Origin of the sequence: Levilactobacillus sp. FUA 3915 (assembly GCF_044053135.1) — a bacterium.
Lineage (GTDB): Bacteria > Bacillota > Bacilli > Lactobacillales > Lactobacillaceae > Levilactobacillus > Levilactobacillus lanxiensis.
This window is the reverse complement of record NZ_CP168704.1, coordinates 2,117,315-2,142,615: the sequence shown is the minus strand read 5'-3', so window position 1 is coordinate 2,142,615 and position 25,301 is coordinate 2,117,315. Positions and strand designations below refer to the sequence as shown.

General features: G+C 51.9%; 21 protein-coding genes. 4 read left to right on the top strand and 17 right to left on the bottom strand.

Translation table 11 applies throughout. From position 1 onward, the window contains the following. Nucleotides 1–266: 266 nt before the first annotated feature. From ACEPST_RS09905 to ACEPST_RS09865, 9 genes are all read right to left on the bottom strand, one after another. Nucleotides 267–1,538 (bottom strand): uracil-xanthine permease family protein, encoded by a 1,272-nt coding sequence (locus tag ACEPST_RS09905; RefSeq protein ID WP_204121066.1) that lies wholly within the window; start codon nt 1,536–1,538, stop codon nt 267–269. 208 nt (nt 1,539–1,746) lie between these two features. Then, a complete protein-coding gene (locus tag ACEPST_RS09900) occupies nt 1,747–2,937 on the bottom strand; it encodes an MFS transporter (RefSeq protein ID WP_395390710.1) in 1,191 nt (396 codons plus the stop codon). Between the two features lie 29 nt (nt 2,938–2,966). After that, nucleotides 2,967–3,374 (bottom strand): hypothetical protein, encoded by a 408-nt coding sequence (locus ACEPST_RS09895; protein WP_125765184.1) that lies wholly within the window; start codon nt 3,372–3,374, stop codon nt 2,967–2,969. Nucleotides 3,375–3,417: 43 nt separating this feature from the next. Then, nucleotides 3,418–3,936 (bottom strand): GNAT family N-acetyltransferase, encoded by a 519-nt coding sequence (locus ACEPST_RS09890; protein WP_204121068.1) that lies wholly within the window; start codon nt 3,934–3,936, stop codon nt 3,418–3,420. 14 nt (nt 3,937–3,950) lie between these two features. Next, nucleotides 3,951–4,403 (bottom strand): MarR family winged helix-turn-helix transcriptional regulator, encoded by a 453-nt coding sequence (locus ACEPST_RS09885; RefSeq protein ID WP_204121069.1) that lies wholly within the window; start codon nt 4,401–4,403, stop codon nt 3,951–3,953. Nucleotides 4,404–5,243: 840 nt separating this feature from the next. Continuing rightward, nucleotides 5,244–5,831 (bottom strand): GNAT family N-acetyltransferase, encoded by a 588-nt coding sequence (locus tag ACEPST_RS09880; protein WP_125765187.1) that lies wholly within the window; start codon nt 5,829–5,831, stop codon nt 5,244–5,246. A 1,096-nt stretch (nt 5,832–6,927) separates the two neighbouring features. After that, the gene (locus ACEPST_RS09875; RefSeq protein ID WP_204121070.1) at nt 6,928–7,704 is read right to left on the bottom strand and encodes a DUF1003 domain-containing protein; all 777 of its coding nucleotides are present in this window, start codon (nt 7,702–7,704) and stop codon (nt 6,928–6,930) included. A gap of 7 nt (nt 7,705–7,711) precedes the next feature. Further along, nucleotides 7,712–8,599, bottom strand: coding sequence for an RluA family pseudouridine synthase (locus tag ACEPST_RS09870; RefSeq protein ID WP_395390706.1), 888 nt, complete (start codon nt 8,597–8,599; stop codon nt 7,712–7,714). 15 nt (nt 8,600–8,614) lie between these two features. Further along, a complete protein-coding gene (locus ACEPST_RS09865) occupies nt 8,615–8,932 on the bottom strand; it encodes a glycine cleavage system H protein (lipoate-binding) (RefSeq protein ID WP_203646196.1) in 318 nt (105 codons plus the stop codon). Between the two features lie 295 nt (nt 8,933–9,227). On the opposite strand from ACEPST_RS09865, the gene ACEPST_RS09860 reads away from it, so the two are divergent. Further along, nucleotides 9,228–9,467 (top strand): hypothetical protein, encoded by a 240-nt coding sequence (locus tag ACEPST_RS09860; RefSeq protein WP_204121072.1) that lies wholly within the window; start codon nt 9,228–9,230, stop codon nt 9,465–9,467. An 83-nt stretch (nt 9,468–9,550) separates the two neighbouring features. On the opposite strand, the gene ACEPST_RS09855 is transcribed toward ACEPST_RS09860, so the two are convergent. The 6 genes from ACEPST_RS09855 to ACEPST_RS09830 all read right to left on the bottom strand — a co-directional run bounded on the left by ACEPST_RS09855 (nt 9,551) and on the right by ACEPST_RS09830 (nt 17,757). Then, nucleotides 9,551–10,114 carry a sugar O-acetyltransferase gene (locus ACEPST_RS09855; RefSeq protein WP_204121073.1) on the bottom strand — a complete coding sequence of 188 codons (564 nt, stop codon included), beginning with the start codon at nt 10,112–10,114 and terminating at the stop codon, nt 9,551–9,553. A 693-nt stretch (nt 10,115–10,807) separates the two neighbouring features. Further along, entirely contained in the window at nt 10,808–12,232 is a 1,425-nt protein-coding gene (gene araA, locus ACEPST_RS09850) for an L-arabinose isomerase (RefSeq protein ID WP_203640882.1), read from the bottom strand. A 665-nt stretch (nt 12,233–12,897) separates the two neighbouring features. Continuing rightward, nucleotides 12,898–13,629, bottom strand: coding sequence for an L-ribulose-5-phosphate 4-epimerase (locus ACEPST_RS09845; RefSeq protein ID WP_203637477.1), 732 nt, complete (start codon nt 13,627–13,629; stop codon nt 12,898–12,900). 25 nt (nt 13,630–13,654) lie between these two features. Continuing rightward, complete coding sequence (locus ACEPST_RS09840; RefSeq protein ID WP_204121074.1) at nt 13,655–15,259, bottom strand: xylulokinase; 1,605 nt, start codon at nt 15,257–15,259, stop codon at nt 13,655–13,657. A gap of 435 nt (nt 15,260–15,694) precedes the next feature. Continuing rightward, on the bottom strand, nt 15,695–16,780 hold the full coding sequence (locus ACEPST_RS09835) for a GntR family transcriptional regulator (RefSeq protein WP_204121075.1): 1,086 nt from the start codon (nt 16,778–16,780) through the stop codon (nt 15,695–15,697). Between the two features lie 86 nt (nt 16,781–16,866). Continuing rightward, on the bottom strand, nt 16,867–17,757 hold the full coding sequence (locus tag ACEPST_RS09830) for an ArsR/SmtB family transcription factor (protein ID WP_203642853.1): 891 nt from the start codon (nt 17,755–17,757) through the stop codon (nt 16,867–16,869). 274 nt (nt 17,758–18,031) lie between these two features. Here ACEPST_RS09830 and ACEPST_RS09825 point away from each other — a divergent pair, with 274 nt between their 5' ends. The 3 genes from ACEPST_RS09825 to ACEPST_RS09815 all read left to right on the top strand — a co-directional run bounded on the left by ACEPST_RS09825 (nt 18,032) and on the right by ACEPST_RS09815 (nt 22,300). Then, nucleotides 18,032–19,012 carry a glycoside hydrolase family 43 protein gene (locus ACEPST_RS09825; RefSeq protein ID WP_204121076.1) on the top strand — a complete coding sequence of 327 codons (981 nt, stop codon included), beginning with the start codon at nt 18,032–18,034 and terminating at the stop codon, nt 19,010–19,012. A 14-nt stretch (nt 19,013–19,026) separates the two neighbouring features. Further along, nucleotides 19,027–20,301 (top strand): oligosaccharide MFS transporter, encoded by a 1,275-nt coding sequence (locus tag ACEPST_RS09820; protein ID WP_204121077.1) that lies wholly within the window; start codon nt 19,027–19,029, stop codon nt 20,299–20,301. A 508-nt stretch (nt 20,302–20,809) separates the two neighbouring features. Further along, the gene (locus tag ACEPST_RS09815; protein WP_204121078.1) at nt 20,810–22,300 is read left to right on the top strand and encodes an alpha-N-arabinofuranosidase; all 1,491 of its coding nucleotides are present in this window, start codon (nt 20,810–20,812) and stop codon (nt 22,298–22,300) included. Between the two features lie 304 nt (nt 22,301–22,604). Here the strand turns inward: ACEPST_RS09815 and ACEPST_RS09810 are convergent, their stop codons facing one another. Both ACEPST_RS09810 and recQ read right to left on the bottom strand, forming a co-directional pair. Beyond that, the gene (locus ACEPST_RS09810; protein ID WP_204121079.1) at nt 22,605–23,138 is read right to left on the bottom strand and encodes an ATP-binding cassette domain-containing protein; all 534 of its coding nucleotides are present in this window, start codon (nt 23,136–23,138) and stop codon (nt 22,605–22,607) included. A gap of 100 nt (nt 23,139–23,238) precedes the next feature. Further along, nucleotides 23,239–25,038: a DNA helicase RecQ gene (gene recQ, locus ACEPST_RS09805; protein ID WP_204121080.1), complete on the bottom strand. Its 1,800-nt coding sequence runs from the start codon at nt 25,036–25,038 to the stop codon at nt 23,239–23,241. Between the last annotated feature and the right edge of the window lie 263 nt (nt 25,039–25,301).

Sequence of the window (25,301 nt, the reverse complement as noted above, 5' to 3'; positions counted from 1 at the left end):
CCGTCGGGAGCGGAAATATTGTAAACACAACTAATGACCACAGAGGCTTAGGTATGGTCTAACTCGTGGCCGCCGCAGGGATGGTGAAAATGAGCCTAGCCGTGGGACGTCCCTTAACGGCGGGCTTGACCGTTTAGGGACGTGATACTTTTGAGACCCGGGCCACGGGCTCAAAATAAGCCTGGAGACCGCCCTTTGGCTCCGGGCGTTCGCCCACCGTGTTCCGGTCTCATTTTCACCGTCCCGGAGGCACTGTTAGCACCAACCTAATCGTTGTCTGGGAGGACCAGGTTTAAGACGATACCCAGCACCGCCGCCACTGCCAGCCCCGAAAACTCATACTGGCCAATCTTCAAATAGGCGTTGCCGATTCCAATGACCAGAATGGCCGAGGCAATCATCAGGTTGCGTTTGCGATTGAAATCGACGTGCTTCTCAATCAGAATCCGCATCCCACTGGAAGCAATCACCCCGAATAGTAGGAAGCTAATCCCACCAATCACGGGGTTCGGAATACTTTCGATCAGTGCGCTCAGCTTGCCGACAAAACTAAAGATGACGGCAAAGACTGCGGCCCCAATCAGGACGTAGACACTGTGGACCCGCGTGATGGCCAGGACGCCCACGTTTTCCCCGTAAGAGGTCACGGGTGGGCCCCCAACAAAGCTGGCGATAATCGAGGCGAGGCCATCCCCCGCTAACGTGTGCTGCAGGCCGGGGTCTTCGAAGAAGTTGCGGTGCGTTAGCTCATTTAGCACGGTAATGTGGCCGATGTGCTCGGTCATGGTCACAAAGGCAATCGGTGCCAAACTGATCACGGCTCCCCAGTAGAAGTGGAGTGGATAGCTCAGTAGCGGCACCTCAAAGCTAGGTAGCTGGAACCAGGCCGCCTGCATGACCGGTTTGAAATTGACCAGACCGACCGCCGTGGCAATCAGGTAACCCGCGATGATGCCCAGCAGAATCGGCACCAGCGACAGGAAACCGCGTAAGTAGAGATTGAAGGCAATCGTCAACAGCAGTGTGGCCATCGCAACCGCAAAGTACTGCCAGTGATACACACCGGCGCTATCGACCGTGGCCTTCTGGGCGGCGCTACTAGCCAGCGACAGTCCAATCACCATGACCATCGGCCCGACCACGATTGGCGGCAGGGCCTTGTTGATCCAGTCCGACCCAATCATCGCGACCACCAGGGCCACAATCAGATAAACGGCCCCGACCGCCAGGGTCCCCTGGGCAATCCCGGGATACCCGGTCGTCTTCATCAGCGCCACCATGGGCACGATGAAGGAAAAACTGGACCCCATGTAGGCGGGAATCTTGCCCCGCGTGATCAGGATGTACATCAGCGTCCCGACACCGGAACTAAACAGCGCAATGCCGGGATTTAACCCAACAAGAATTGGGACCAGCACTGTGGACCCAAACATGGAAAATAAATGCTGAAGCGAGAGACCAAACCACTGACCCCAACTGGGCCGTTCCCAAATATCAATCAAGGCATCCGGGTTGCGGTAACGCGTTGGTTCTTTCATGCACAAAGACCTCCAGGTTATGAGATAGAAAAAGGCACATCGCCGCCGTAAGGAAACGATGTGCCCACACTTTTAGCCCAGACTTAGCCCAGCAACTGCCGGAGCGTGCACCCTTCACTGCCTCACGGGGCAATGTTAAAGGAATAGATTAGTACCTAGTATAGGGAGTCCGTCAAGCCAGGTCAACGCTTTGTCTTAACTATCGTTTTTAGCCAATTAAGCGTTGATACCACCGATTGATAAGCCCCAAACCCATTAAGAGCAACAGGCCAATGACAATTAGCGTGCCATTTGCCAGCCAGTCCGTGACGAAGCCGAAGACAAAGCTCCCCACGGGCTGAAAGGCATCGATGGCCAGGAAAAGAATGCCAAACATCCGGCCCAAGAACTCCGGTGCCGTTAAGTCCTGGGTGATGGTGATGGCCCGAATTTCAAAGCATGAATAGCAAAAACCAAAGACGCCGCTGACCGCCAGCAGGACCCAGTAATTGGCCCACACGCCAGCAACCAGCAGGGCCACGGCGGCCAATATCAGGTCGCCATAGTTCTGTTGCCGCTTGGGTGGTCGATGGTCCAGAGTCAACCGGAGTCCACCCAGGATGCCGCCGACCGCCAAAATCATCAACAGGTAACTGTAGCGTGCCGAATCGCCTCCGTACAGGTGATTGACGTTGTACGGCAAGACTAACCGTACCGCCGCATAGAGCACGTTGATCAGTCCGCCTAACACGATGGTTTCCACCAAGCCGGGCCGCTGCCACACGTAGCGCCAGCCCGTCAACAGGCTTTCTTTCACGCCCAACCGGGAATCATCCTTGACCGGCTGGCGGTAGCGAATGCTGAGGTAAAAGAGAAACGACAGGAGAAATGACGAGCCATTTAACACCAAGAATCCCCGCAGGTCGAGCCAGTGCATGGCCAGCAATGCCCCACCGATCAGTGGCGCACAGATGTCGGCCAGATCAATCAGCGTGTTGCTGACGGCGTTGAACCGTTGCCGCCCCGCCAAGGTAATCAGTTCGGGAATCATGGCCTTGGCCGCTGGCAAACTAAACGCCAGCCCAACGTCCAAGATCACGGTCAAGGTAATCAACGGTCCGGCCGTGATGTGCTGGGGATCCAGCCACCAGGCACAGACCAAGCAGCCAATCACGCTGAGCAACTCCGCGCTGACCACGATGCGTTTACGATTAAAGTTATCAACGACCACTCCACAGAGTAAATCGCCGAAAAACAAAACGACCCCACCGATGGCTTGAATAATCCCCAGTAGAGCCGCGTTGCCCGTGGCCTGCACCACGAACCAATTTAAGCCGAATAAGTACAGCGTGCTACCTAGTCGCGAGACAAAGGGTGCGAGGAGGAGGGGCAGGTTAAATGCCTTGGTCGTCTGTTCCATGCGACCACCTCCAACTTGTCACGCCAAGACTAATCGACCATCCGCCAGTTACCCTCATCCGCTTTAGAAATATCATTTAAAAATTTTAAGACGCGTTTGGCCCGGTTGGGTTGTTGTTCGTTCAAGACGTTCAGCCCAGCACCCGTCACCAGGGGTTGGCTCAATCGGAAATCGCCGTCAGCCGTTTCACCGGTCGCAAAGGCCATGACGGTCTCGCCCGACTCAATCTGCGTCGTCAGGAAGAACATGGTGAAGTCATCATCTTCCTGCATGTAGGCGGGCATCGCCCAGATACCGGGGGCAATCTCTTGCATCTCACCGGTCTCGGTACCATCGAGGAACTTGAATTCCTTGTGGTTGGCTTGCGTCACGGGCTCCTTCAGAACCAGCATCATCTTGGCGAAATCAGCGTCGCCCATTTGAATATTATCTTTCATGTCAATCTCCTCAATGCGTCATTTTTTATTTGCGTAAGCCTCATTATACCAGCGTCTTTTGCAAAATTAAATCACGTTGTCTTGAGGTGCCCAACTGGAAGACATGGTCGCCAATTTCCTTGAAGCCCATCGCCTCGTAAAACTTTTGGGCCGACGTATTATTTTCCCAAACGCCCAACCAAATGGCCACTAATTTCAGTGATTGTGCTTTTTCCACGGCGTACTGGTACAGCTGTTTGCCTAGGCCCTGACGTTTGAATTCAGGCAGGATGTAGATCCGTTCAACTTCCAGGTTGCCATCTCCCTGTTCTTCGGACTGCGTGGGGCCCCAGTTTAATTTCACGTAACCCGCCACCTGGTCGTCAACCAGGATGAAGGAAAATTGGCTCGTGGGTTGTTGCATTTCCTGTAGGAGCTGAGGCTCGTTGTAACTGTCGTCCAAATACTTGGCCAAATCCGCCGGTGTGTTGACCGCACCAAACGTGTCGGCAAATGTTGCCCGACTAACCGCCTGTAAAGCCTTTACGTCATCTGGGGTGCATAATTTAATTTTTCCTGTCATTGTTTTTGCTCCTTTTAATAAGTTCTGGTTTGTCCTTGTTTAACGGCGACCCAATCCTGCGCGACGTTCTCATCCACGCGTTCCAGATAGCTCGCTAACTGTGCCGCCTCGGCCGGGGTGAATCCCTGGAGGGCGCGGCTGTTCGAGTAGTCATTTTCGCGTTTGACTAACGGATACACCTGCTCACCCTGCGCCGTGACGAAGAGTCGCTTAATCTTGCGGTTCGTGTCGTCCGGTCGTTTTTCCAAGACCCCCGCGGCCGTCAGCTTCTGCACGGCCCTAGCCGCCGTTGTGCGGTCGACCCGCAACAGCTCGGCCAGTCGTTCTAAAATAATGCCGGGATGCTCGGCCACCCGGGCCAGGTAGAGATACTGGCCCTTGGTGAGCTGCACCCGTTGAAATTCATGATTCGCAATGGAATCCAAGGCCCGCGAAATATTGCCCAGCGGTCGTAAAATTTCAGTCAATTCTTCCCCTCCTTAGCAAATCAATTGCCGCAATCTATTCGTTCCCGGCGGCGGATTCAAGGTTCCCTGCTGTGGGGAACGGTGCCAGCCTGAGAGGCGGTCTGCCACCTCGCCTGGAAGCCTAGAAAACCACTAGTCTCCCAGGTCGTCCCGTGCTCTAGACTGAGAAAATTCACTCAGTCAAGACCACCGACACAGCTGGGAACCTTGATCCGCCTCTGGTCACTAACATAGATTCGTCGCCCATTGTTTTTCGTATTGTTATACATACACGCGAAACAACTAGCGAAGCGATGAAATTAGTGTAAAACAATTATGCTGTATTTGCAACAAAAAGTTTTCAAAAAAATTCTGACTGCTAAGTAAACAATTCATTCAAAACTATCTATAACCGCCTTCTGTCAGCTACCGGTCTGAGAAACCGTGGCCGTTGCAGGAGTGACCAGAGGTGAGCCAAGGCGCCCAGCTGTGTCGGCGAGAACGGATACGACCAGCCTCATTTCTGATGGCAGCAACATCGACTAAAGTATGACCAATCTTCATTCCGCGAGTTCAGAAAGATGAGGCAATGCGGCGTAATGTCAGTGACCAGAGGTGGCTCAAAATGCCCAGCTGTGTCGGCGGCCTTGGTCGGGGTTCTTGCCCGACCTAGCCCGCGGGACAACCTTTGAGACCGCTCTTGGGCTCAAAGTTGAGGTGGAAGCCCGCCTCTCAGGCTGGAACCGACCCCATAGCAGGGCGTTTTGAAGCCACCGTCGGGAACGAAATACCCCATTGTATTTCTATTTCACGACTAAAAAGGCCACCCAACTGGTGCCGGGTGGCCTTACTAAAAATCAATTAGTTTGCGAGACGGACGCGTTCGCCAATCTCTAGTTGCATGTGGTAATACTCATGGTCCCCAATCATCTGCGTCCCGGTCACCTCATAGCCCATGCGTTCATACAACCGCATCGCGCCGGGGTTTTCGAAATCGACGTTTAAGCCGATCACCGATTGCCGGTCTCGTTGGGCGTAAACGGGTAAAGCCCGCAACAACTGGCGGCCGATTCCCTTGCCCTGATGGTCTGGTGAGACGGCGAGTGAATCCAAGTACCATTCACCCGCTTCGGTCTCTGAGTCTAAATCAAATGGTTCGTCGAAAGCGGCACTGTTAGCTGCCAGGCGAGTCATCACGTCATCTACAACGTCTTCTTTTTCGCCCGGATAGCCAAATGCTACCCCAACTACTTGGCCATTGGCCTCGGCCACCACCGTGGTTGCCGCACCGGACAAGTAAGTCCGCGTACGGTACGCCGCCGTGATGACCTTCAGTAAATCGGGGCCTGGAACGTCTTCCAGGTCGGTCAAAGCCATTTCGTCGTAGATCAAGTTCATCAGCGGTGCTATTTGAGGCGCATCCACTGGTCGAGCTTCACGAATTATCACAAAAAATCCTCCATTTCTAGTTCTCTCACTAGCCTACCGGAGCCCCGCGCCTTTGTCAACGAATTTGCTATGGGGCTGAACTGCTGACTGGGTTTGCTGTGAATTGCCGCCTGCGGCTTTCCGAACTACGCCTGCTGTGGGGTCGGTTTTCGCCAAAGTTCGGGCTCCCACCTCAACTTTTAGCCTTGAAACCCGCAAGTCTAAAAGATTTCCCCAGGCTGTAAGCCGGCCAAGAACGCCCGCTAACACCCTCGACACAGCTGGCTCCGTCCTGGCTTCCTCCGGCTCTAATTGTCCATGAATGCCTCAGCTGTTCATCCCAAACCTATCGGAGTATTCACACTATTTTCCCAATTCTCCACGACCACACCAGCTAGCAAATAATCCCACCTATATTTGTGGAACCAAACCTGCCTTGACCATGAACTAAGTAAATGAGGCAACGTGGTGTAATGTCAGTGACCAGAGGTGGCTCAAAATGCCCGGCTGTGTCGGTGGCCTTGGCTGAGGTTCTTTCTCATCCTAGCCCACGGGACAACCTTTAAGACCGCTCCCCAGGCTCAAAGTTGAGGTGGAAGCCCGCCCTTAGGCTAGAACCGGCCCCATAGCAGGGCGTTTTAAAGCCACCGCCGGGAACGGCCAGACACGACTTCACCTTCCCAGCAACCAAAATACAAACACCCTATTCTGTGGGGTTGAACCCACGTTAGCCGTCCGGCTGGGAAAATCGTGCCAGTCGTGGGAGTGAGCAGAGGCGAGCCAAGGTGACCAGCTGTGTCGATGGTCTTAGCTGAGCGATTTTCTCAGCTTAGCCCATGGGACAACCTTTGAGACCGCCCTTTGGCTCAAAGTTGAGGTGGAAGCCCGCCCTTCGGCTGGAACCGACCCCACAGCAGGGCACCTTGAGCGCGCCGCCGGGAACGGACGCGACCAGGCACGATTTTACCCAGCCCGGCAGTGCAAGTTCGAGTCCACAGAAATAGGCCCGGCGGTTAGCGCGAACGCTGACCGTCAGGCCTATCAAAAAGATTTTACTTAATGGGCAACGCGCCCGGCGACTCGTTGGCCGAAGATTAAGCCAACAATAAATAAGAGACTAGCGGTGATCCACTTGCTCATGGTGAGACTCCCTTCGTTCTGCCGCATCAGGGGTGGCCTTGGCCTCCCGCAATTCGGCTAGTTCTTGACGAATTTCACCTAAAATTTCTAACTGAAACCGTTCGATCTCCATGGTGTGTGGGACCTGGTTCTGCGCCAAGTGATCGACCTTAGCGTGAAGTAACCGCAGTTCGTGCTCGGACTTAAGGTTCACGTGATAGTCGTTTTCGGCCATCATCCGGTCCCGGTCTGCGGAGCGGTTCTGGCTCATCATGATGATGGGTGCCTGAATCGCTGCGACACAGCTCAAGACTAAATTTAACAGAATGAAGGGGTAATTGTCAAAGTTCGCCCCAAAGACGTGCAAGCCATTAACGATCATCCAGCCAATCAGTACGAACATGAAAACAAGGATAAAGCCCCATGAGCCCCCGAACCGAGCAACGTCATCGGACACCTTCTGGCCAAATGTGAGACTTTCCTTCAGGCTGTCGTTCACGTCGATGATGTCGTAGTCGTCGCTCTGCAGGGCCTTGGTCAATTTGTGATTAATCTTTTTCGTCTGTTTTAAATCGGCGTTGATCATCGCATCCACGTGGTCTAACCGGTATTTTAATAAATGGTGCCCGCAAATATAATCGGTCGGTTTAATTTGGGGATAGTCGCGCTTGATGCGGTTCCGCAGCCCCACATCCAGTTCCGCCAGTTGGAGACTCGTTTCCAGCGAAATGGGGGCCCCATCGACTAAGCAGGTTAATTCGTCCGCCTCTGTCATTGTTTCGTCACTCCTCAGATAATTGTTGAATCAGGGCTTGCCAGTCAGCGGGTGGCGCACTGGTAAAGGCCCGGTCTTCCCCGGTAAAGGGGTCCGTAAATGCCAACGTGTGGGCGTGCAGCGCCTGTCGCGTCATCCCCGCCAATTGCGGGCCGCCATACAGCTCATCCCCGACTAAGGGATGGTCTAACGAGGCAAAATGGGCGCGAATCTGGTGCGTCCGCCCCGTATGTAATTTCACCCGAACCAACGTGGCGTTTGGAAACCGCTTCTCGACCCAGTACTCCGTCTTCGCGGGCTTGCCGTCCGGTGACACCATCTGGTTGTAGCCGGTCGGGTCGCTGGCTAACGGCGCATCAATGATGCCGTGGTCGTCAGGCAATTGACCACTGACCACCGCCAGGTAGCGTTTATCCACCTGATGGGCCGCCTGCAGCTGACTCGCGAGGCTATTGGCCAAGCGGTGCCGGGCAACCCAGACCACCCCACTCGTAAAACGGTCCAGTCGCGTCAAAATGTGCGGTACCTGGTTCTCCGCGTCCTCGGCCAGCCAGTAACCCTTGATGCGGTTGACCAGCGTATCCGTGCGGTTAGCGGGTCCCGGCACCACGTTGAGGCCAGCGGGCTTGTCCACGACCAACCAGTCACGGTTTTCAAATAGCACCGTGATGGGCGTCTCACTCGTCGCCACGGCATCGTCCGCAACTTCGGCGGGTAAGCCGACCGTGACGGTGTCCCCCACGTTTAAATCAACGGCTGGTGTAACCACCTGGCCGTTGACGCGGATGGTCCCCGCCTGCTTCAGGTCGCTGAAGACCCGGTGGCTGACCCCCTGATTATTTAAAAAACGTTTCAAACTGGTGACGGGCGTCGTCACCTGCCAGCTCAACTCCATGTTGGCCCTCCCTTTCTACTCATCGACTAGCTCAATCATCCAGTCGAGGGCATCGTTGTGTTCATTTAAACGTTCCGGATGTTCTTCAAGCGCCTGGTTAATGGCCTGAATGCGACCAGCAAAGGGCGACCGCAACGTCAGGTCTTCCCGCTCACCGTGAACCACCATAAATGGCGTGCCCAACTTGATGCGCCCAGCCGTCACCAGCCAGGAAATCCGTGTGACGTCGCCGACCATCTCGCGACCATCGTCGGCAAACCCCAAGCGCAGGCGCCCCTCTTCATCGGGCGTTAACCACAGCGCATCCGCACTTGCTTCAATTCGATCAATCATTGTTGTCACCCCTTGCGCTTATTTTTTGTCCTGTTCATCGTTGCCAGTGCTCCCAACGACACTGCCACATTGACCCGGTCACCGTAGTAAAAACTTAACTAACCAGTTTCAGCTAACCAGCGGTGGTCGTCGTTAGGGGGCGAAACCTTTCAGGTTGGGTCAGTCACCGAATAATTAGCGACTAACGGCCACCTGTAATTACGTCCCATTTTACCATAGCCCCGGAAATCCCGGGAACCATTTCCCCCTTTCTCCGGAAAACTCTGTATAATGGGGGCATAAAGGGGGAGATATTATGATGACTGCCAATTTACTAACCGGTGGCTTGATTCTCATTACCGGAATTGCACTCATTATTTTTCTAGTGGCAAAATTAATTCCGCGCACGAACCACGACCACGACACCGCTGTTTTATTGGGGATATTCTTGGTGATTGGAATCGCATTGGTTGGCATGGGCGGGTTCATCGGTATGGGCGGCTGGAGTAGCGCCATGATGGGCCACTGGAGCAGCGTAATGGGCTGTTGGCATTAAGTTAATTTATCTATATCAAAAGAGAGAACGGCAATGACGCTGTTCTCTCTTTTTCTGTGGTGGTTAATTTATGTGACAGTTAATTAGTCGAGTTGCTTAATCACACGTGCTGGATTGCCACCCAATACCACGTTGTCGCCAAATGATTTAGTCACGACCGCACCAGCCGCAACGATGACGTTGCTTCCAAGGGTCACGCCAGGGCAGATGATGGCCCCACCACCGACCCAGACGTCGTCGCCCAACGTGACGGGCTTACCAATCCCCATGGCCCCGTTACGCCGGAGCTTGGGGTCCGCCGGATGGTTCACCGAATAAATCTGAACTTTGGGTCCCAGCAGGCAGTGTTTGCCAATTCGGACCGGCGCCACATCTAAGATTGTGCAGTCATAGTTGGCAAAGAAATCATCACCCACATAAATGTTATACCCGTAGTCACACCGGAACGTGGCGTGGACTTCAACGCCCGCACCCGTTGCCCCAAATAGGGCCTTCACCCGTTGTTCACTGGCAGCCGGGTCCGATTCACCTAAGGCGTTCAAGGCTTCGACCTGGTCGCGCGCCACGCTACGTTCAGCGACTAGCTCTGGGTCGTAGACGTTGAAGAGTTCGCCGGTGATCATTTTTTGTTTTTCACTTTTAGCCATAATTCCTCCATTTTCCCGGTTCTGGGTTTAAACAAGTGCTTGGGCATCGCCTCCGGGCTGGTGAAAATGGGCCGTGACGCTGTGGGCGCACGTCTGGAGCCTAAGAAGCGGTCTCCAGACTTACTTTGAGCCGGAAAAACACGTCTCAAAGATAGCAGTTATCTAAGCGGCTCTGCCGCTAAGGTAACTCCCACGGCTTAGCCCATTTTCACCAGCCCTGCGGCTTACACTTGTTTAACCCGTTACCGCGTCATTTCTCTTGTTGTTTTGATATAACGTTGCTTGTTCTAACGTAGAAACACAGTTTTCTTTGTAGGTTTCGTGATGCTGGATAGGAATAAGTCTTGCTCAGAACCGTGAGATTACTAATCCACGTTACCAACAACGCACAATCCCCTACACACCACCCTGGCCACTTCTCATAACGTTTGTGAGCGACCAGAGGCAACCTTGCGGACGCAGCTGTGTCGATGGCATTGGTCGGGGTGCCTTCACGACCTAGGGCATGGGACAACCTTGGAAACTCGCGCTTTTCAGCGAGGTTTCAAGGCGAGACGGAGGACCGCTCCTCAGGCCGTAGTCGGTCCCCACAGCAGCGGGAGCAAGGATTGCCGCCGGGAGCGCAAAGCACAAACCGATAAGAAAAGTGGCCGTCCGCCTTACCGGCGAGCGGCCACTCCTTTTCAATCAAAATTACTTAATGAAAGCCTTAGTCATACCAACCATGGTAGCGTAGTCTTCCATTTGTTCTTCAGTCAAGGAGAAGGAAAGCATGGTGTGGTGACCACCACCGGCCTTCATCCATTCCAAGGCACCGGTCTTCAAACCAACCTTTGGCGTCCAGAGTTGCTTAGCAACTGGCAACTTAGGCGTTTCAGCTTCTGGCTTGTTCGCGTCTACGGCGTAGCTGATCATCTTGAAGCCGTCGCGGAAGTCCGCAACAGTGACGTCAATGGCGTCACCTTCGGAACCAGTGAAGACCAAACGGGCAGGGTCAGCCTTACCACCGATGTCCAATGGGTGAACTTCAACGCGTGGCTTGTCGGAAGCGATTGAAGGGTCAACTTCCAGCATGTGAGAACCGAGGATGGCTTCGTGGCCCTTCCGCAGATCCAACGTGTAGTCTTCCATGAAGGCCGTCCGGTCGTTGTGAGACATGATCTTCATGACACGGCCCAAGGCAGCGGTCTTCCAGTCACCTTCGGCACCGAAGCCATAACCGTCACGAATCAATAATTGTGCGGCTAAACCAGGAAGTTGTTCCATCCCCCAGAGGTCTTCGAAGTTCGTGGTGAAGGCCGTGTAACCGCCCTTTTCCAAGAAACTCTTGATTCCCAGGTATTGCTTCAACTGTACGCGAACAGAGTGCTTGTATTTGTCAGCATCGTTGTCGCCTTGAACCATTTCGTAACGAGATTCGAGGTCGGCGTATTCCTTGTCGATGTCAGCGTCAGCAACCTTGCTGATTTCTTCAACTAAATCACCGATACCGTAGTAGTCGACAGTCCAGCCCATCTTGATTTGTGCTTCAACCTTGTCACCTTCAGTAACGGCAACGTTCCGCATGGTATCGCCAAAGCGGGCAACCTTAACCTTGAAGCTTTCGTTGTAAGCAACGGCAACGTCTTCCCAACGCGCGATTTGTTCTTGCACGTCTTCGTCACCCCAGTAGCCGTAAACAATCTTGTTATTCTTTTGTAAACGGGCGTTGATGTAGGCGTATTCGCGGTCACCATGGGCACTTTGGTTCAAGTTCATGTAATCAAAGTCGATGTCGGCGTAAGGAATGTTGTTCAGGTATTGGGTAGCCAAATGCAGTAATGGCTTTTGTAATAATTCCGTCCCACGGATCCAGTTCTTGGCTGGGGAGAACGTGTGCATCCAAGTGATCACACCGGCAACCTTGTCGTTGTAGTTAACTTCCTTCATGAAGTTCGTGATACTTTCAGCGGTCGTCATAACATCCTTGAAGACGACCTTGTAAGGCAATTTGCCGCTAGCGTTCAACTTGTCGGCGATGTCTTGGGCATCCTTGGCAACGGACTTCAATTGTTCTTCACCATACAGGTGTTGGGAACCGGTAACAAACCAAAATTCATAATCTGGAACTGATAACATAATAATGACACTCCTTTTAATTTTTTATATTTAAGTTTCGTTTGATAGGGTTAAGCTGACCGCCTCCGGGACGGTGAAAATGAGACCGGAACGCGGTGGGCGAACGGCCGGAGCCAAAGGACGGTCTCCAACCTTACTTTGCGCCTCTAAGAACCGAGTCGCAAAGCTATCAATTGCCTAAGCGGCTCACGCCACTAAGGCAATTCCCACGGCTGGACTCATTTTCACCGCCCTGCGGCTAACATACGTTTAACCCGTAGTCAGACGATTGTTTTTTGTGTAAGTTGATTACCTACGCTATCAATTATATGAATCAATAGCTTTATATAAATACCAATTCATATAGGCATCATAGGCATGAACCCTAATGAATCATGCCCACAACGATCACACTCACACTAGCCTAGCGTGCGACTGACTATAACAATGTCTGTTCAAGGAACGACAGTCGCTCCGCGTAGTTCTATCGTTGCCGCCGAAGCTAAGTAGGTACAGAATCCCGTGGTAGTGATGTTAGGCCGGCGTTCTTCCGGGCTTACATCACTGGATGGGGTCAAGACTCACGCCTTTGTGAGGCTTGGTCCCAAGGCCGAAGACCGCTCTATGGCTTCGGCCGTGCCTCATGGGATGGCGTACCTACTTGGCGAGGCATTCCGGCAAGGGTATTACTCGCGAGCGGCGTGTTCCTTGGACTTGGCGTTGTTTTGGCCGTAGTAGGCGTTGGCGCCGTGCTTGCGGAGGTAGTGCTTATCTAGCAAATACTGTGGCAACTCCCGGTTAGCCCGCGTCAACTGGGCCGTGTGGTAGTCTTCTTCGGCAACCACTTCGAGCACCTTGGCGTTGTAAACGGCCTTGTCAGGCGTTGGGCCCCAAGCAAAGGGACCATGTTGGCTAACCAAGGCAGCGGGAACGGCTTCGTAGTCGATGCCCCGTTCGTTAAAGGTCTTCACGATGGTCTTCCCCGTGTTGCCTTCGTAGTCTTCTTCGATTTCTTCCTGCGTCAAGGCATCGGCAGCGGGCACGTCACCGTAGAAGGTGTCGGCATGCGTCGTGTTCATGGCTGGAATGTCCATCTTAGCAGCGGCGAAGGAAACGGCCCAAGGTGAATGGGTGTGCACAATCCCACCAATATTTGGAAAATGGTTGTACAGGTACGTGTGGGTCGGCGTATCACTGGAAGGGTTCATATCCCCTTCAACGACTTTGCCATCGGCGACACTCACGACAACCATGTCTTCTGGCTTCAGGTCATTGTAATCGACACCGGAAGGCTTGATAACATACAAGCCTTTTTCCCGGTCAATCCCGGAGACGTTGCCCCAGGTGAATGAGACCAGGCCAAGTTTTGGCAAACGCATGTTGGCTTCATAAACTTCTTGTTTTAAATCTTCAAGCATATTCTTTCTCCTTAACTATCAGTAATTAATCAGCTAGTAAGTCGACGGCCTTGCCTTCAACGGGTAAGGCGGCCTTGTAACCGGCGATAAATTCATTCGAACCTTGCACACCAGCTGGGTCAGGGTCGACCGTGGTGCTGTCAGGGTTGGCAAAGACCTTGTTGTCCAGGAAGTCTTCCAACGTTTCGTTGGTATCCTTGTCCGTGACGTAGAAGCCAAGGACTGCCATCCCCCAAGGACCACCCTCGCCGGCATTGCTGGTGACGGTGATCGGCGTGTTCAACGAGTCGGCTAAGACCTGTTGACCGACCTTAGGTGTCCGGAACAGCCCACCCTGGGCAATCAAGGAATCCAAATGAATGTGTTCCTCGTTAGCCAGGATGTCCATACCAATCTTCAATGGGGCAAACGCGGCGTATAACTGCGTCTTCACGAAGTTGGCTAAGGTGAAGTTGCTGTTGGGTGTCCGGACAAACAGTGGCCGACCAGCCGTCATCTTGGTGATGTTTTCACCGGAGAGGTAACTGTAGTTCAACAGGCCCCCGGCGTTGGCATCACCCTCCGTTGACTTGTTAAACAGCGCGCCGTACAATTCGTCGGGCTTCAAGTCAACACCAATCGTTTGGGCAAATTCCTTAAACAGGTTGACCCAGGCGTTGATATCGGAAGAACAGTTGTTGGTGTGGACCATGGCAACTGGCAAACCCGTTGGGGTCGTGACCAAGTCAATGTCGCGGTGAACGGCCTTCATAGGTTGGTCCAAGACCACCATGGAGAAGGCGGACGTCCCAGCGGAAATATTCCCGGTCCGTTCGCGGACGGCGTTGGTGCCGACCATCCCGGTCCCCGCATCCCCTTCAGGCGGTGCCATCACGCTACCAGCGGTCAGGTTGCCATTCGGATCCAATAATTTGGCGCCATCAGTCGTTAAGGTACCGGCTGGTTGACCCGCTAAGAGTACCTTGGGCAAGATTTCCTTGATATCCCAGTGGTACTGACGGACGGACTTGACGTCTCTGAATTTTTCTAATAATTTTTCATCATAATCTTTGGTGTAACTGTCGATTGGGAACATCCCGGAGGCATCCCCGATGCCAATGACCCGTTCACCGGAGAGTTGCCAGTGCACGTAGCCGGCCAACGTCGTGAAGAACGTCACGTCCTTGACGTGGTCCTCTTGGTTGAGGATGGCTTGGTACAGATGCGCAATGCTCCAACGTTGGGGCACGTTAAAGTCGAATAAGTCCGTCAGCTCATCGGCGGCCTGTTCCGTGATGTTGTTCCGCCAAGTGCGGAATGGCACCAGCAGATCATCGTTTTCATTAAAGGCCATGTACCCGTGCATCATGGCACTGACCCCAATTGACCCAATTTTGGTCAAGGGAACATGATACTTCGTTTGTACTTCCGCAGCCATTTCTTGGTAACTGGCTTGAATCCCGGCCCAAACGTTTTCCAAGGAATACGTCCAAACGCCCTTCTTCAACTCGTTTTCCCAAACGTAACTGCCTGAAGCAATCGTTTTAAAGTCGGGAGTGACTAAGACGGCCTTGATCCGTGTGGAACCTAGTTCGATTCCCAACGAGATGTTACCGCTTTCAACATCCTGAATAATATTCTCCGCACTCATGCGATTAACCTCCATAGCTCTGTCGGCTAGTTAATTCTGTAACTTATGACTCAACACAAGAATTGTACAATTTTTATTCGCATAAATCAAGAACAAATTATATTTGTACGGATTATTTGTTTAATTCAGTCGTATCAAAGGTTTGTGGGACTCGTAATCATTGCTTCTTTCAAAATACAACCAAATTATCGTCCATAAAGTGGAAGATAACCGGGTGAAACTGACCTATTTTCGCCAAATCTGGCGTCTAAAAGGTTGGTTGTTGCCTGGATTATGTACTTATCCGGATAAGTAACTGACCTGATTCACTGTCGTCTCTAACAACTCACACCACGCATGCTAAATTTACCGAATCCATTTCGACCTCAAAAAAAACGAACCCGGCAGTTTCACCAAGTTCGCTCTCTCATACTCGTTATTGATCAACTCAGACGGCTATTCCCCATCAGGTAGCTTAATCGCTGAATGACGCTTCACAATTTCTGGTTGGTACGTGATGTTCTCAACCTGATCATGGTTCAGAAATTTGATCATGGCATTGGCCGCGTCGGCCCCCATGCGTTCCTTCTCGTGATTCATGGTCGTCAGGGATGGCGTGAAGTATTCCCCAATCTGATAGTTGTCAAAGCCCGTGACCGAAATATCTTCCGGTACCCGAACGCCGTTAGACTTCAGATAGTCGATTACACGAATCGCCAGCTGGTCATTGTAACAGACGATGGCGGTTGGGGCCTCTGTTTGCTGCAGGTAACCGTTGATGCGTTCATAGATTTTCTCGGATGATTCCCCCGATTGGTACATGATAATGTTACTCATATAGGAATACTCGGGATGCTCCTGGTAGGCCCGGACAAACCCGTTCATCCGGTAGACCCCTTGGATATCATCCACCTGGAAAATTCCCAAGATACTCTTGTGCCCCAGGTCAAACAGGTAGCGCATCATGCTCTGTTCGGCGGTCAGGTCATCGGTATCCACGTAGGGAAAGTCCAGCTTGGGATAGTGCGCGTTGATGAACAACGTGGGGAGCTCATCATCCTTGATTTCCTGGTAAAGGTCCTCGTTAGGATTGGGCAAGGCACTCTGGGTCGGTTCGATAATCAGCCCGGCAACCTTACTGTCCAACATGTTGATGAGGCTCTTACGCTCCTTATCATGCATGTTATGCGTGTTACTGATCAAGATTGAGTAACCGGCCTTAGACAACACCTGGTCGATTCCAGAAATGATATTCGGGAATATGTAATCCGCGATGTGGGTGGTAATGACCCCAATCAGCTTGGTGTCGGTTGGCGTTGACCAGTCCTTATGCCAGTCCTGGACGAACATGCCGCCCCCTTGAATCCGGTAAATGAAGTGATCACTTTCCAGATCCCCCACTGCCCGGCGCACCGTGTAGCGGCTCACCGCGTATTGTTTCATTAACTCGGACTCTGTCGGTAGCTTTTCATCCACCTGATATTTGCCCGAGATGATATCTTCTTTTAAGCCATCTTTGACTTTCTGATATTTATTTTCCATGTTAGCACCTCATCAATGCACTTATTCTACCGGTTTTCGGCGCCCGTTTCAAATAAATATCATAATAATCGGAATTCATTAGACAATTAACTATAGAAGGCAGACAACGCAATATTTTGGTCATGGTTGCCAAATCCCTGGCCGAAAATAGTACAGCCACCGGACTTTTTAGCATCTTTTTTAACCTCGAAACGAATGGTCCAGGTCTCCTGATCCGTTGGTAAATCATCCAAACAAACATCGGTGAAGGGTTGCCCATCCAGATAGGTGCCATGGTCCGTGACCCGCAAGATTTTGAGAATGCCGTACTGGTTGACGTTGTCCGGCACCCAGTCTGGCGTGTACTTTCCGCGGATATCGGAAAAGTCGCCGGGACTCCGCCACGTGCCAATTTCCTTACCATTAATGGAAAACGTAATGTCGGACGGCCAGGTATTGTTGGAGAACGGAAATTCCGAGCCCAACTCCACGGACAAGTCGAGCATCTCCAGGTGCTCCCCGCGTTGTAAGAAGTTAGGCGTGCGGTACTCCACGTAACCGTCGTTGAACCAGATCATCCCGGCATTCATCCGCTCGGGAAACATGAAGAACTTGGGATTGTCTACCTTACCAATATAGCCATCGGGACCGGCCAACCCACACGACGGCTGCACAGAGTACTCCGTGTAGTGGCCCACCGGGATGGTGGTCTGGTGAACCTTGAAGTCCGGATAAATGGCCTGGGGGAACTTGACCTCAATCGTATCGACATGTAAGGAAGAAATCTTTTGATGACCGACCCGCTTGCTGACAATCAACCCGGCCGTCTCTAACTTACGCAGATGCTTAGTGACGATGGCACTGCTTAAATCCAGATGACCAGCCAAATCTTGGACGCTCATCGGTTGACCGGACAACAATTGAATGATTTTCAATCGGACGGGGCTTGCCAAGGCCTCGTAAACCGGTAAAGATGTTTCCGTTAAATCTAATTGCATCGTAATGCGCCCCTCTTCACAAAGTTTTTTGCTCTTTAACATTTACCATTTGGTTAACTAAATCAAAACTAATCGGCGTTGTATCCGCTAACATTTAATATTATAGTTAACCCAAACACGAAAAACAAACTTTTTTGTAGAAAGATTAACAAAAGTGGTTGACAGCGTTTTCATCCGGTTGTATATTTCATATGTAATCATTTATTAGGATTTATTGGAAATAGCAATTTTAGGTCCTTACAAATTATCCAATCAAAGGAGAGATTGATTTAATATGGTACAAGCACAGGATTACATCAACCCACTCATTGTTCAACGGGCAGATCCTTACATCTACAAGCACACTGATGGTTACTACTACTTCACTGCTTCGGTGCCTGCCTACAACTTAATTGAAATTCGCCGAGCAAAAACCTTAAACGGGTTAGCTAACGCGGCACCCCGGACTATCTGGCGTAAACATCCAGATGGTAGCGGTGCCATGAGCCAATTGATCTGGGCACCCGAATTACACTACATTGATGGTAAGTGGTTCATCTACTTCGCCGCTTCCCACACCAAGGAATTCGACCACAACGGGATGTTCCAACACCGGATGTACTGTATTGAATGTGACAATCCAGATCCCATGCGTGACGAATCCGACTGGATCGAACATGGCCGGGTCGAAACGCCAATGGACACCTTCGCTTTGGATGCCACGGTCTTTGAAGCCCAAGACAAGTTATACTACGTTTGGGCGCAAAAGGATCCCGCAATCAAAGGGAACTCCAACATCTACATCGCTGAGATGGAAAATCCTTGGACGTTGAAGAGCAAGCCAGTGATGCTGACGAAGCCTGAATACGACTGGGAAACGAAGATTTTCTGGGTCAATGAAGGTCCTGCCGTGTTACACCGTAACGGTCGGTTCTTCCTCACCTACTCCGCCAGCGCGACCGATGAGAACTATGCTATGGGGATGCTGAGTGTTCCCGAAGATGCTGACTTACTGGACGCATCCAACTGGACCAAGTCCAAGACACCTGTTTTCCAAAGCAACATGCCAATTCAACAGTATGGTCCCGGTCACAACTCCTTCACGGTTGCCGAAGATGATAAAACTGATATCTTGGTTTACCACTGCCGGAACTACACCGACATCAAGGGCGACCCACTGTACGATCCAAACCGTCACACGATGGTTCAGCCGTTCACTTGGAATGATGATGGCACACCAAACTTTGGTAAGCCAGTTCCATACAATTACAAATAGGGGCGAAATAAAAAATGGATAATGCAAAAACTGAATCAAAACATTTCTGGGGGTTCCCATTCTCTCACTTTAGTTACTTCTTTATCTGGGCTGTCGTCAACGGGTATTTAACCCTTTGGTTGGAACAAGTTGCCCATTTAAACGGGACTGAATCCGGGATGATTTTCTCCATGATGGCCGGAATTTCCTTGATCTTCCAACCAGTCTTCGGGGTTGTTTCCGATAAGTTACTCTTCAAGAAGACCTTGATCTTAACGATTTCCATAGTCGGGATTTTCATCGGGCCTTACTTCCAATGGGCCTTCATGCCATTGCTGCACATTAACACCGTATTAGTTGCCATTGTGACTGGGACTTTCCTCAGTTTCATCTTAAACGGTGGTGTTTCCGTTATTGAACAATACGTTCAACGTGCTAGTTTAGCCAACGGTTTCGAATACGCCCACTCACGGGTTGGTGGTTCCGTTGCCGGGGTTGTCGCTTCATTAGTTGCCGGTCGAGTATTCCTCTGGAAACCAAACTCAATCTTCTGGGCATGTACCATTGCTGCTATTATTTTAACTGGTTTATTACTTTTCTCTGACAAAGTTGATATGGACAATGCCTCCGCTGCCGGTGATACTTCCGACTCCCTGGACATGAAGACGGTTCTTTCCGTGTTCAAGATCAAGAACCTTTGGGTTTTGGCGATCTTCTACATGGGTGCTTCTGCCTTATTCGATGTCTTTGACCAACAATTTATCATCTTCTTCAAGACTTTCTTTGACACCGCCGCTCAAGGGACCTTGGTTTACTCTTACATGAGTTCCGCCCAAACGGCCATTGAATTCTGCTTAATGTTCCCAATGCCTTGGATCATCAACAAGATTGGTTCTCGGAACGGGTTGATCATCTACGGGTTCCTGACTTGTATCCGGATCTTAGGGTCTGCTTTATCCCCTAACTGGATTTGGATCGTCGGCTTCCGTCTGTTGGCTGGTCTAGAAATGCCATTGCTGTTAACTTCTATTATGAAGTACATCGCTGGTGCCTTTGATATTCGTTTGTACGCCACGGTTTACGCCCTCGCGTCGAACTTCGCTAAACAGATTTCCGTCTTCATCTTCTCAACCGTTGCTGGGAGCATGTACGACAAGATTGGTTACCAACACACTTACGTTATCATGGGTGTCGTTGTCTTCTTCATTACCTTGTTCGCTGCCTTCATGTTGAAGAAGGAAGACCCTGTCCAAGCTGGTGAAGTTGAAGCACCTGATGCTAAGACTGAAACGGCGACTAGTCAGGAATGACCGTCAACGCTTAAGTAATTAGATTTGAAATGGAGGGGAGGCCAATCGCGGCCGCCCCTCTTTTCTTTGGGGTTTACGCGGATGTTGTCTGCGCCTCCGGGCTGGTGAAACTGGGCCTCGTCGCGTCCATTCCCGACGGTGCGCTCAAGCCGCCCTGCTGTGGGGCCGGTTCCAGCCAAAAGGCGGGCTTCCACCTCAACTTTGCGCCTGAGAACCGGTCGCAAAAGTTGTCCCGTGGACTAGGCTGAAAAAGAACTTCAGCCAAGACCACCGACACAGCTGGTCGGCTTGGCTCACCTCTGGTCACTCCCACGACTGGCCCAGTTTCACCAACCCTGCGGCTCACATCCGCTTAGCCCCCCTTCACTCTGCTTTATCGTCACCAGATTTTCTAGTGTAGATAGTTATTTTCTTACGTATCTATTCACACCTATGGACTTCTATCACACGTAAACACGTACCAGATTCACCGATAACTGACACATACCTAATTAGGAGGAAAACTTCCATGCAAGGAAAATTAACCGTCGACCCGACCAATCAGATTTCTAAAATCGATGACCGTGTCTTTAGTGCCCTGATTGAACACCTGGGCCGTGGCGTTTACGATGGCCTTTATAACCCGGGGAATCCCCTGTCCGATGCCAATGGCTTTCGGCAGGACGTGGTCAAAGCCGTTAAGGGCCTCAACATCGACCTGATTCGTTACCCCGGTGGGAACTTTGTTTCTGGCTACAACTGGGAAGACGGCATTGGGCCGAAAGACCAACGGCCAACTCGGCTGGACCTGGCCTGGCGGAGCATTGAAACCAACCAGTTTGGCCTCCATGAATTTATGAAGTGGACGAAACAGACCGGCACGCGGCCCGATATGGCCGTTAACTTGGGTAGTCGCGGCATCGATGCCGCCCGCAACCTGGTTGAATACTGTAACTACCCCGGTGGCACCTACTGGAGTGATCTGCGGAAGCAAAACGGCGCCGCAGAACCCTTTAACATCAAGACTTGGTGCCTGGGTAACGAAATGGATGGCGACTGGCAGATTGGCCACAAGGACGCCGAGGAGTATGGCAAGTTGGCCCACGAAACGGCCAAGGTCATGCGGCTGGTCGACCCCGACCTAGACCTGGTCGTCAGCGGCAGTTCCACTCGGGAAATGGCCACGTTTGGTAGCTGGGAAGAAACCGTTCTCGACCACACCTACGACGACGTGCAATACCTCTCTCTGCACCGTTACTATGATAATGAGGAAAACGACCTCCACAATTTCTTAGCCAAATCCGTCGACTTCGATGAATTTATCAGTGGCATCGTCGCCGTGTGTGACGCCGTCAAGGCCCGTAAACACAGCGATAAGACGCTCAATCTAGCCTTGGATGAATGGAACGTTTGGTACCACTCCCACAAGCAAGATGATGAGACCGCACCCTGGCAAAATGCCCCACATCTGTTGGAAGACCATTACAACTTTGAGGATGCCCTGATGGTCGGGACCATGCTGATCACGCTGCTGAAGCATGCCGACCGGGTAAAAATTGCCTGCCTGGCCCAACTAGTCAACGTGATTGCGCCTATCATGACCGATGACACCGGCATCTGGCTGCAGTCCATCTTCTTCCCATTCATGCAGGTCTCCAAGTACGGCCGCGGCATCGCGCTCGCTCCTAAGCAAACGGCGGACACCTACAACAGTAAGGACTTTACCGACGTGCCTTACCTCGATAGCCTGGCCGTCTACAATCCTGAACATCACGAAGTCGTGGTCTTTGCCGAAAATAAGGGTGAAGATGTCATGGACTTCAGCACTGAACTGCGGGAACTCACCGCACAATCCGTGATTGAAGCCACGCAATTTGCCGGCTACGACATCAAACAAACCAATGAAGATCAGACCATGGCCATCACCCCTAACGACCACGTCACCCTGACTGATAACACCTTACAAACCACGCTCCAACCGCTTTCCTGGAACATGTTCCGGATTCAGGTTACGGAATAACCTGTTTTATTAAATGAACGACTAGCAAAAAAGATTCGCATCCGCAACTTTGCGCGGACGCGAATCTTTTTATTGGTTTCAGCATACCTAAACATGTCAGGCACGATGAAAGCAAGCCGACAGTGTTAGTGACCAGAGGCGAATCAAGGTGATCAGCTGTGTCGATGCTCTAAGCTGAGCGAATTTCCTCAGCTTAGAGCATGGGACCGGTTCACAGGCTCTAAGGCGAGGTGGACGCCCGCTCTTTGGCTGGAACCGACCCCACAGCAGAGCAGCTTGAATTCGCCGCCGGAAACGGACTCATTTACAGATACCGAGCCGTCACCGAGCGCTCAGCCTGGTGGATGCCGCTAACGGGGCCTTCATACAGGACCTCGCCACCCTTGTCCCCGCCGTCCGGACCGATATCAATTAGCCAGTCCGCACTGCGCATGATATCCAGGTTATGCTCAATGACCAGCACCGTATTGCCCTTGTCCACTAGGCAATTAATAATCTGAATCATCACCTTAATGTCTGAGGGATGCAGGCCGGTAGTCGGTTCATCTAAAATGTAGAGGTTCCCGCGCTTGTTGAGTTTTTTGGCAATCTTCAACCGTTGCCCTTCTCCACCGGACAAGGTGTTCAGGGGCTGGCCGAGCGCTAAATAGTCCAGACCAACATTGGTCACGTGGGTTAATTTATTCGCCACCTTAGTGCCAGCAAAGAAGGTGACCGCCTCCTCAACCGTCATCGCCAGGATTTCAACGATGTTCTTCCCCTGATAGGTGTAGGTCAACACTTGCGGGTCAAAGCGTCCGCCGTGGCACAGCGAACAGGTCACCGTCGCGTTTTTCATAACGTGAACAACGTGAGACGTCTTGCCATTTTATGCCGTCAAAAAACGGCCAACGATGTCGGGAAACTCCCGTTAATCGTTGGCCGTTTGGCGTTAGATATTAAGCTTCTTTTGATGATTTTTCCTGTTCTGTCGCCACGTACTCGCGAATGATTGTCATAAACTCTTCGCCGTACTTATCCAGCTTGCTCTGACCGACCCCCTTAACGTCGAGGAAGCTCTGGTCATCGGTCGGCAGGGCTTCACAGATGGCGTGGAGCGTCTTGTCCGAGAAAATGACAAATGGTGGCTTACCAATGGCCTCGGCCAATTCACGACGTAAGGCGCGCAGTTGACCAAAGAGTTCATCATCCTCTGGGGCCAGGCGTTTGACCTGTCTGGCCATCTTCCGGAAGACCTGTTCGTCGCCCTTCAAGACGGCCCCGCCCTCGGCCGTCACCTTTAACGTCGGGTACTGGCCCCCAACGCTTGCCAGGTAGCCGGCCGCCGTCAGAAAGTCAATCAACTCCCCGACGGCCTTTTGTCGCTGGCCCTGCATGATGCCATAGGTGGTGACTTCGTCTAAATGATTCTCGCGAACTCGCTGATTGTGCGCCCCAGTCAGTACCTGCGCGACCACGGCCTTGCCGTAACGGGACCGTAACCGAATAACACAGGACAGAATTTTCTGCGCATCCGTGGTGACGTCTTGGGCTTCCCGGTCATCGAGACAGTTGCTACAGCGCCCACAGGGTTCGGACTCTTCGCCAAAGTAATGCAGAATAAACTGTTGCAGGCATCCCTGCGTGTTGGCATAGCGGTTCATCACCTGCAGCTTGCGATAGGACCGTTGGCGGTGCTCCTCATCCATTTCGGATTGATCAATGAAAAACCGTTGAATCTGGAGGTCCGAGGCCCGGTAGAGCAAAATGGCCTCACTGGGCAATCCATCCCGACCGGCCCGACCGGCTTCTTGGTAGTAGGCCTCGAGCGTGCCCGGCACCTGCGCGTGAATCACGAAGCGCACGTTGCTCTTGTCGATTCCCATCCCAAAGGCGTTGGTGGCGACCATCACCTGGACCCGGTCGTAGAGAAAGTCTTCTTGATTCTGCCGCCGCACATCTTCGTCCAGTCCCGCATGGTATGGGGCCACGTCAATGTGGTGCCGTTGTAAGAGTTTGGTGACCCGGTCGACTTCCTTCCGGGTGCTGGCGTAAATGATGCCAGCTTCGCCCTGGTTGACCTTTAAGTAGTCTAAAATGTACCGGTCCGTATCCTGGTCCTTGACCACGGTCAAATTCAAATTGTCCCGGGCAAACCCGGTGTTGACCTCGTTAGCCGCATCGATGCGCAACTGTTGACGGATGTCGGTGGCCACCTGTTCCGTGGCCGTGGCCGTCAGGGCTAAGACCTGGGGATGCGTTGGCAATTGTTCAATCGCCGTGCTCAACGCCAGGTAGCTGGGCCGGAAGTCATGTCCCCATTGGGAAATACAGTGAGCCTCATCGACCGCCAGCAAATCAATTGGCAAACTTGACAGCGCCTGAATAAACGCCGCCGAATCCAACCGTTCAGGGGCAATGTAGAGTAATTTAAACACGCCATTGTGTAAGGCGTTCAAGCGTTCCTGAATGTCGGGCCAGTCCAACGAACTGTTAATGAACGTGGCGGGGATACCGCTGTCGTTTAACGCATCGACCTGATCCTTCATTAAAGAAATCAGGGGGGACACGACCACGGTAATGCCATCAAACAACATCGCTGGGATTTGATAACACAGGGACTTCCCACCCCCGGTCGGCATGATGGCCAAACTATTATCGCCAGCCATCACGTGTTCGATGACGGCCTTTTGACCCGGTCGGAACTCATCGTAGCCGAAGACTGTTTTTAAAACCTTTTGTGCTGCCACTAACTCCATCACGTCTACTCCTTATGCTTGTTTCTAATTTCTGCGGATTAACTCTAGGCTCCATTATACGCTAGGTTGGCCCGCAATACTCCCCTGGTCGTTGACCGACCATCGTCAACCCTCAGTCTCGCCTGTAAGTTGGCTGGCTTTTAGCCATTTTACGTAAATAGTGTGAGTTAACCTTTTAGTGGAAAAATTTATTCAACAATTTTTAGTTCATCCCACAATCCTATTTAACCGGGATTCGGTGACGGTTACAACGGCCTTAATTA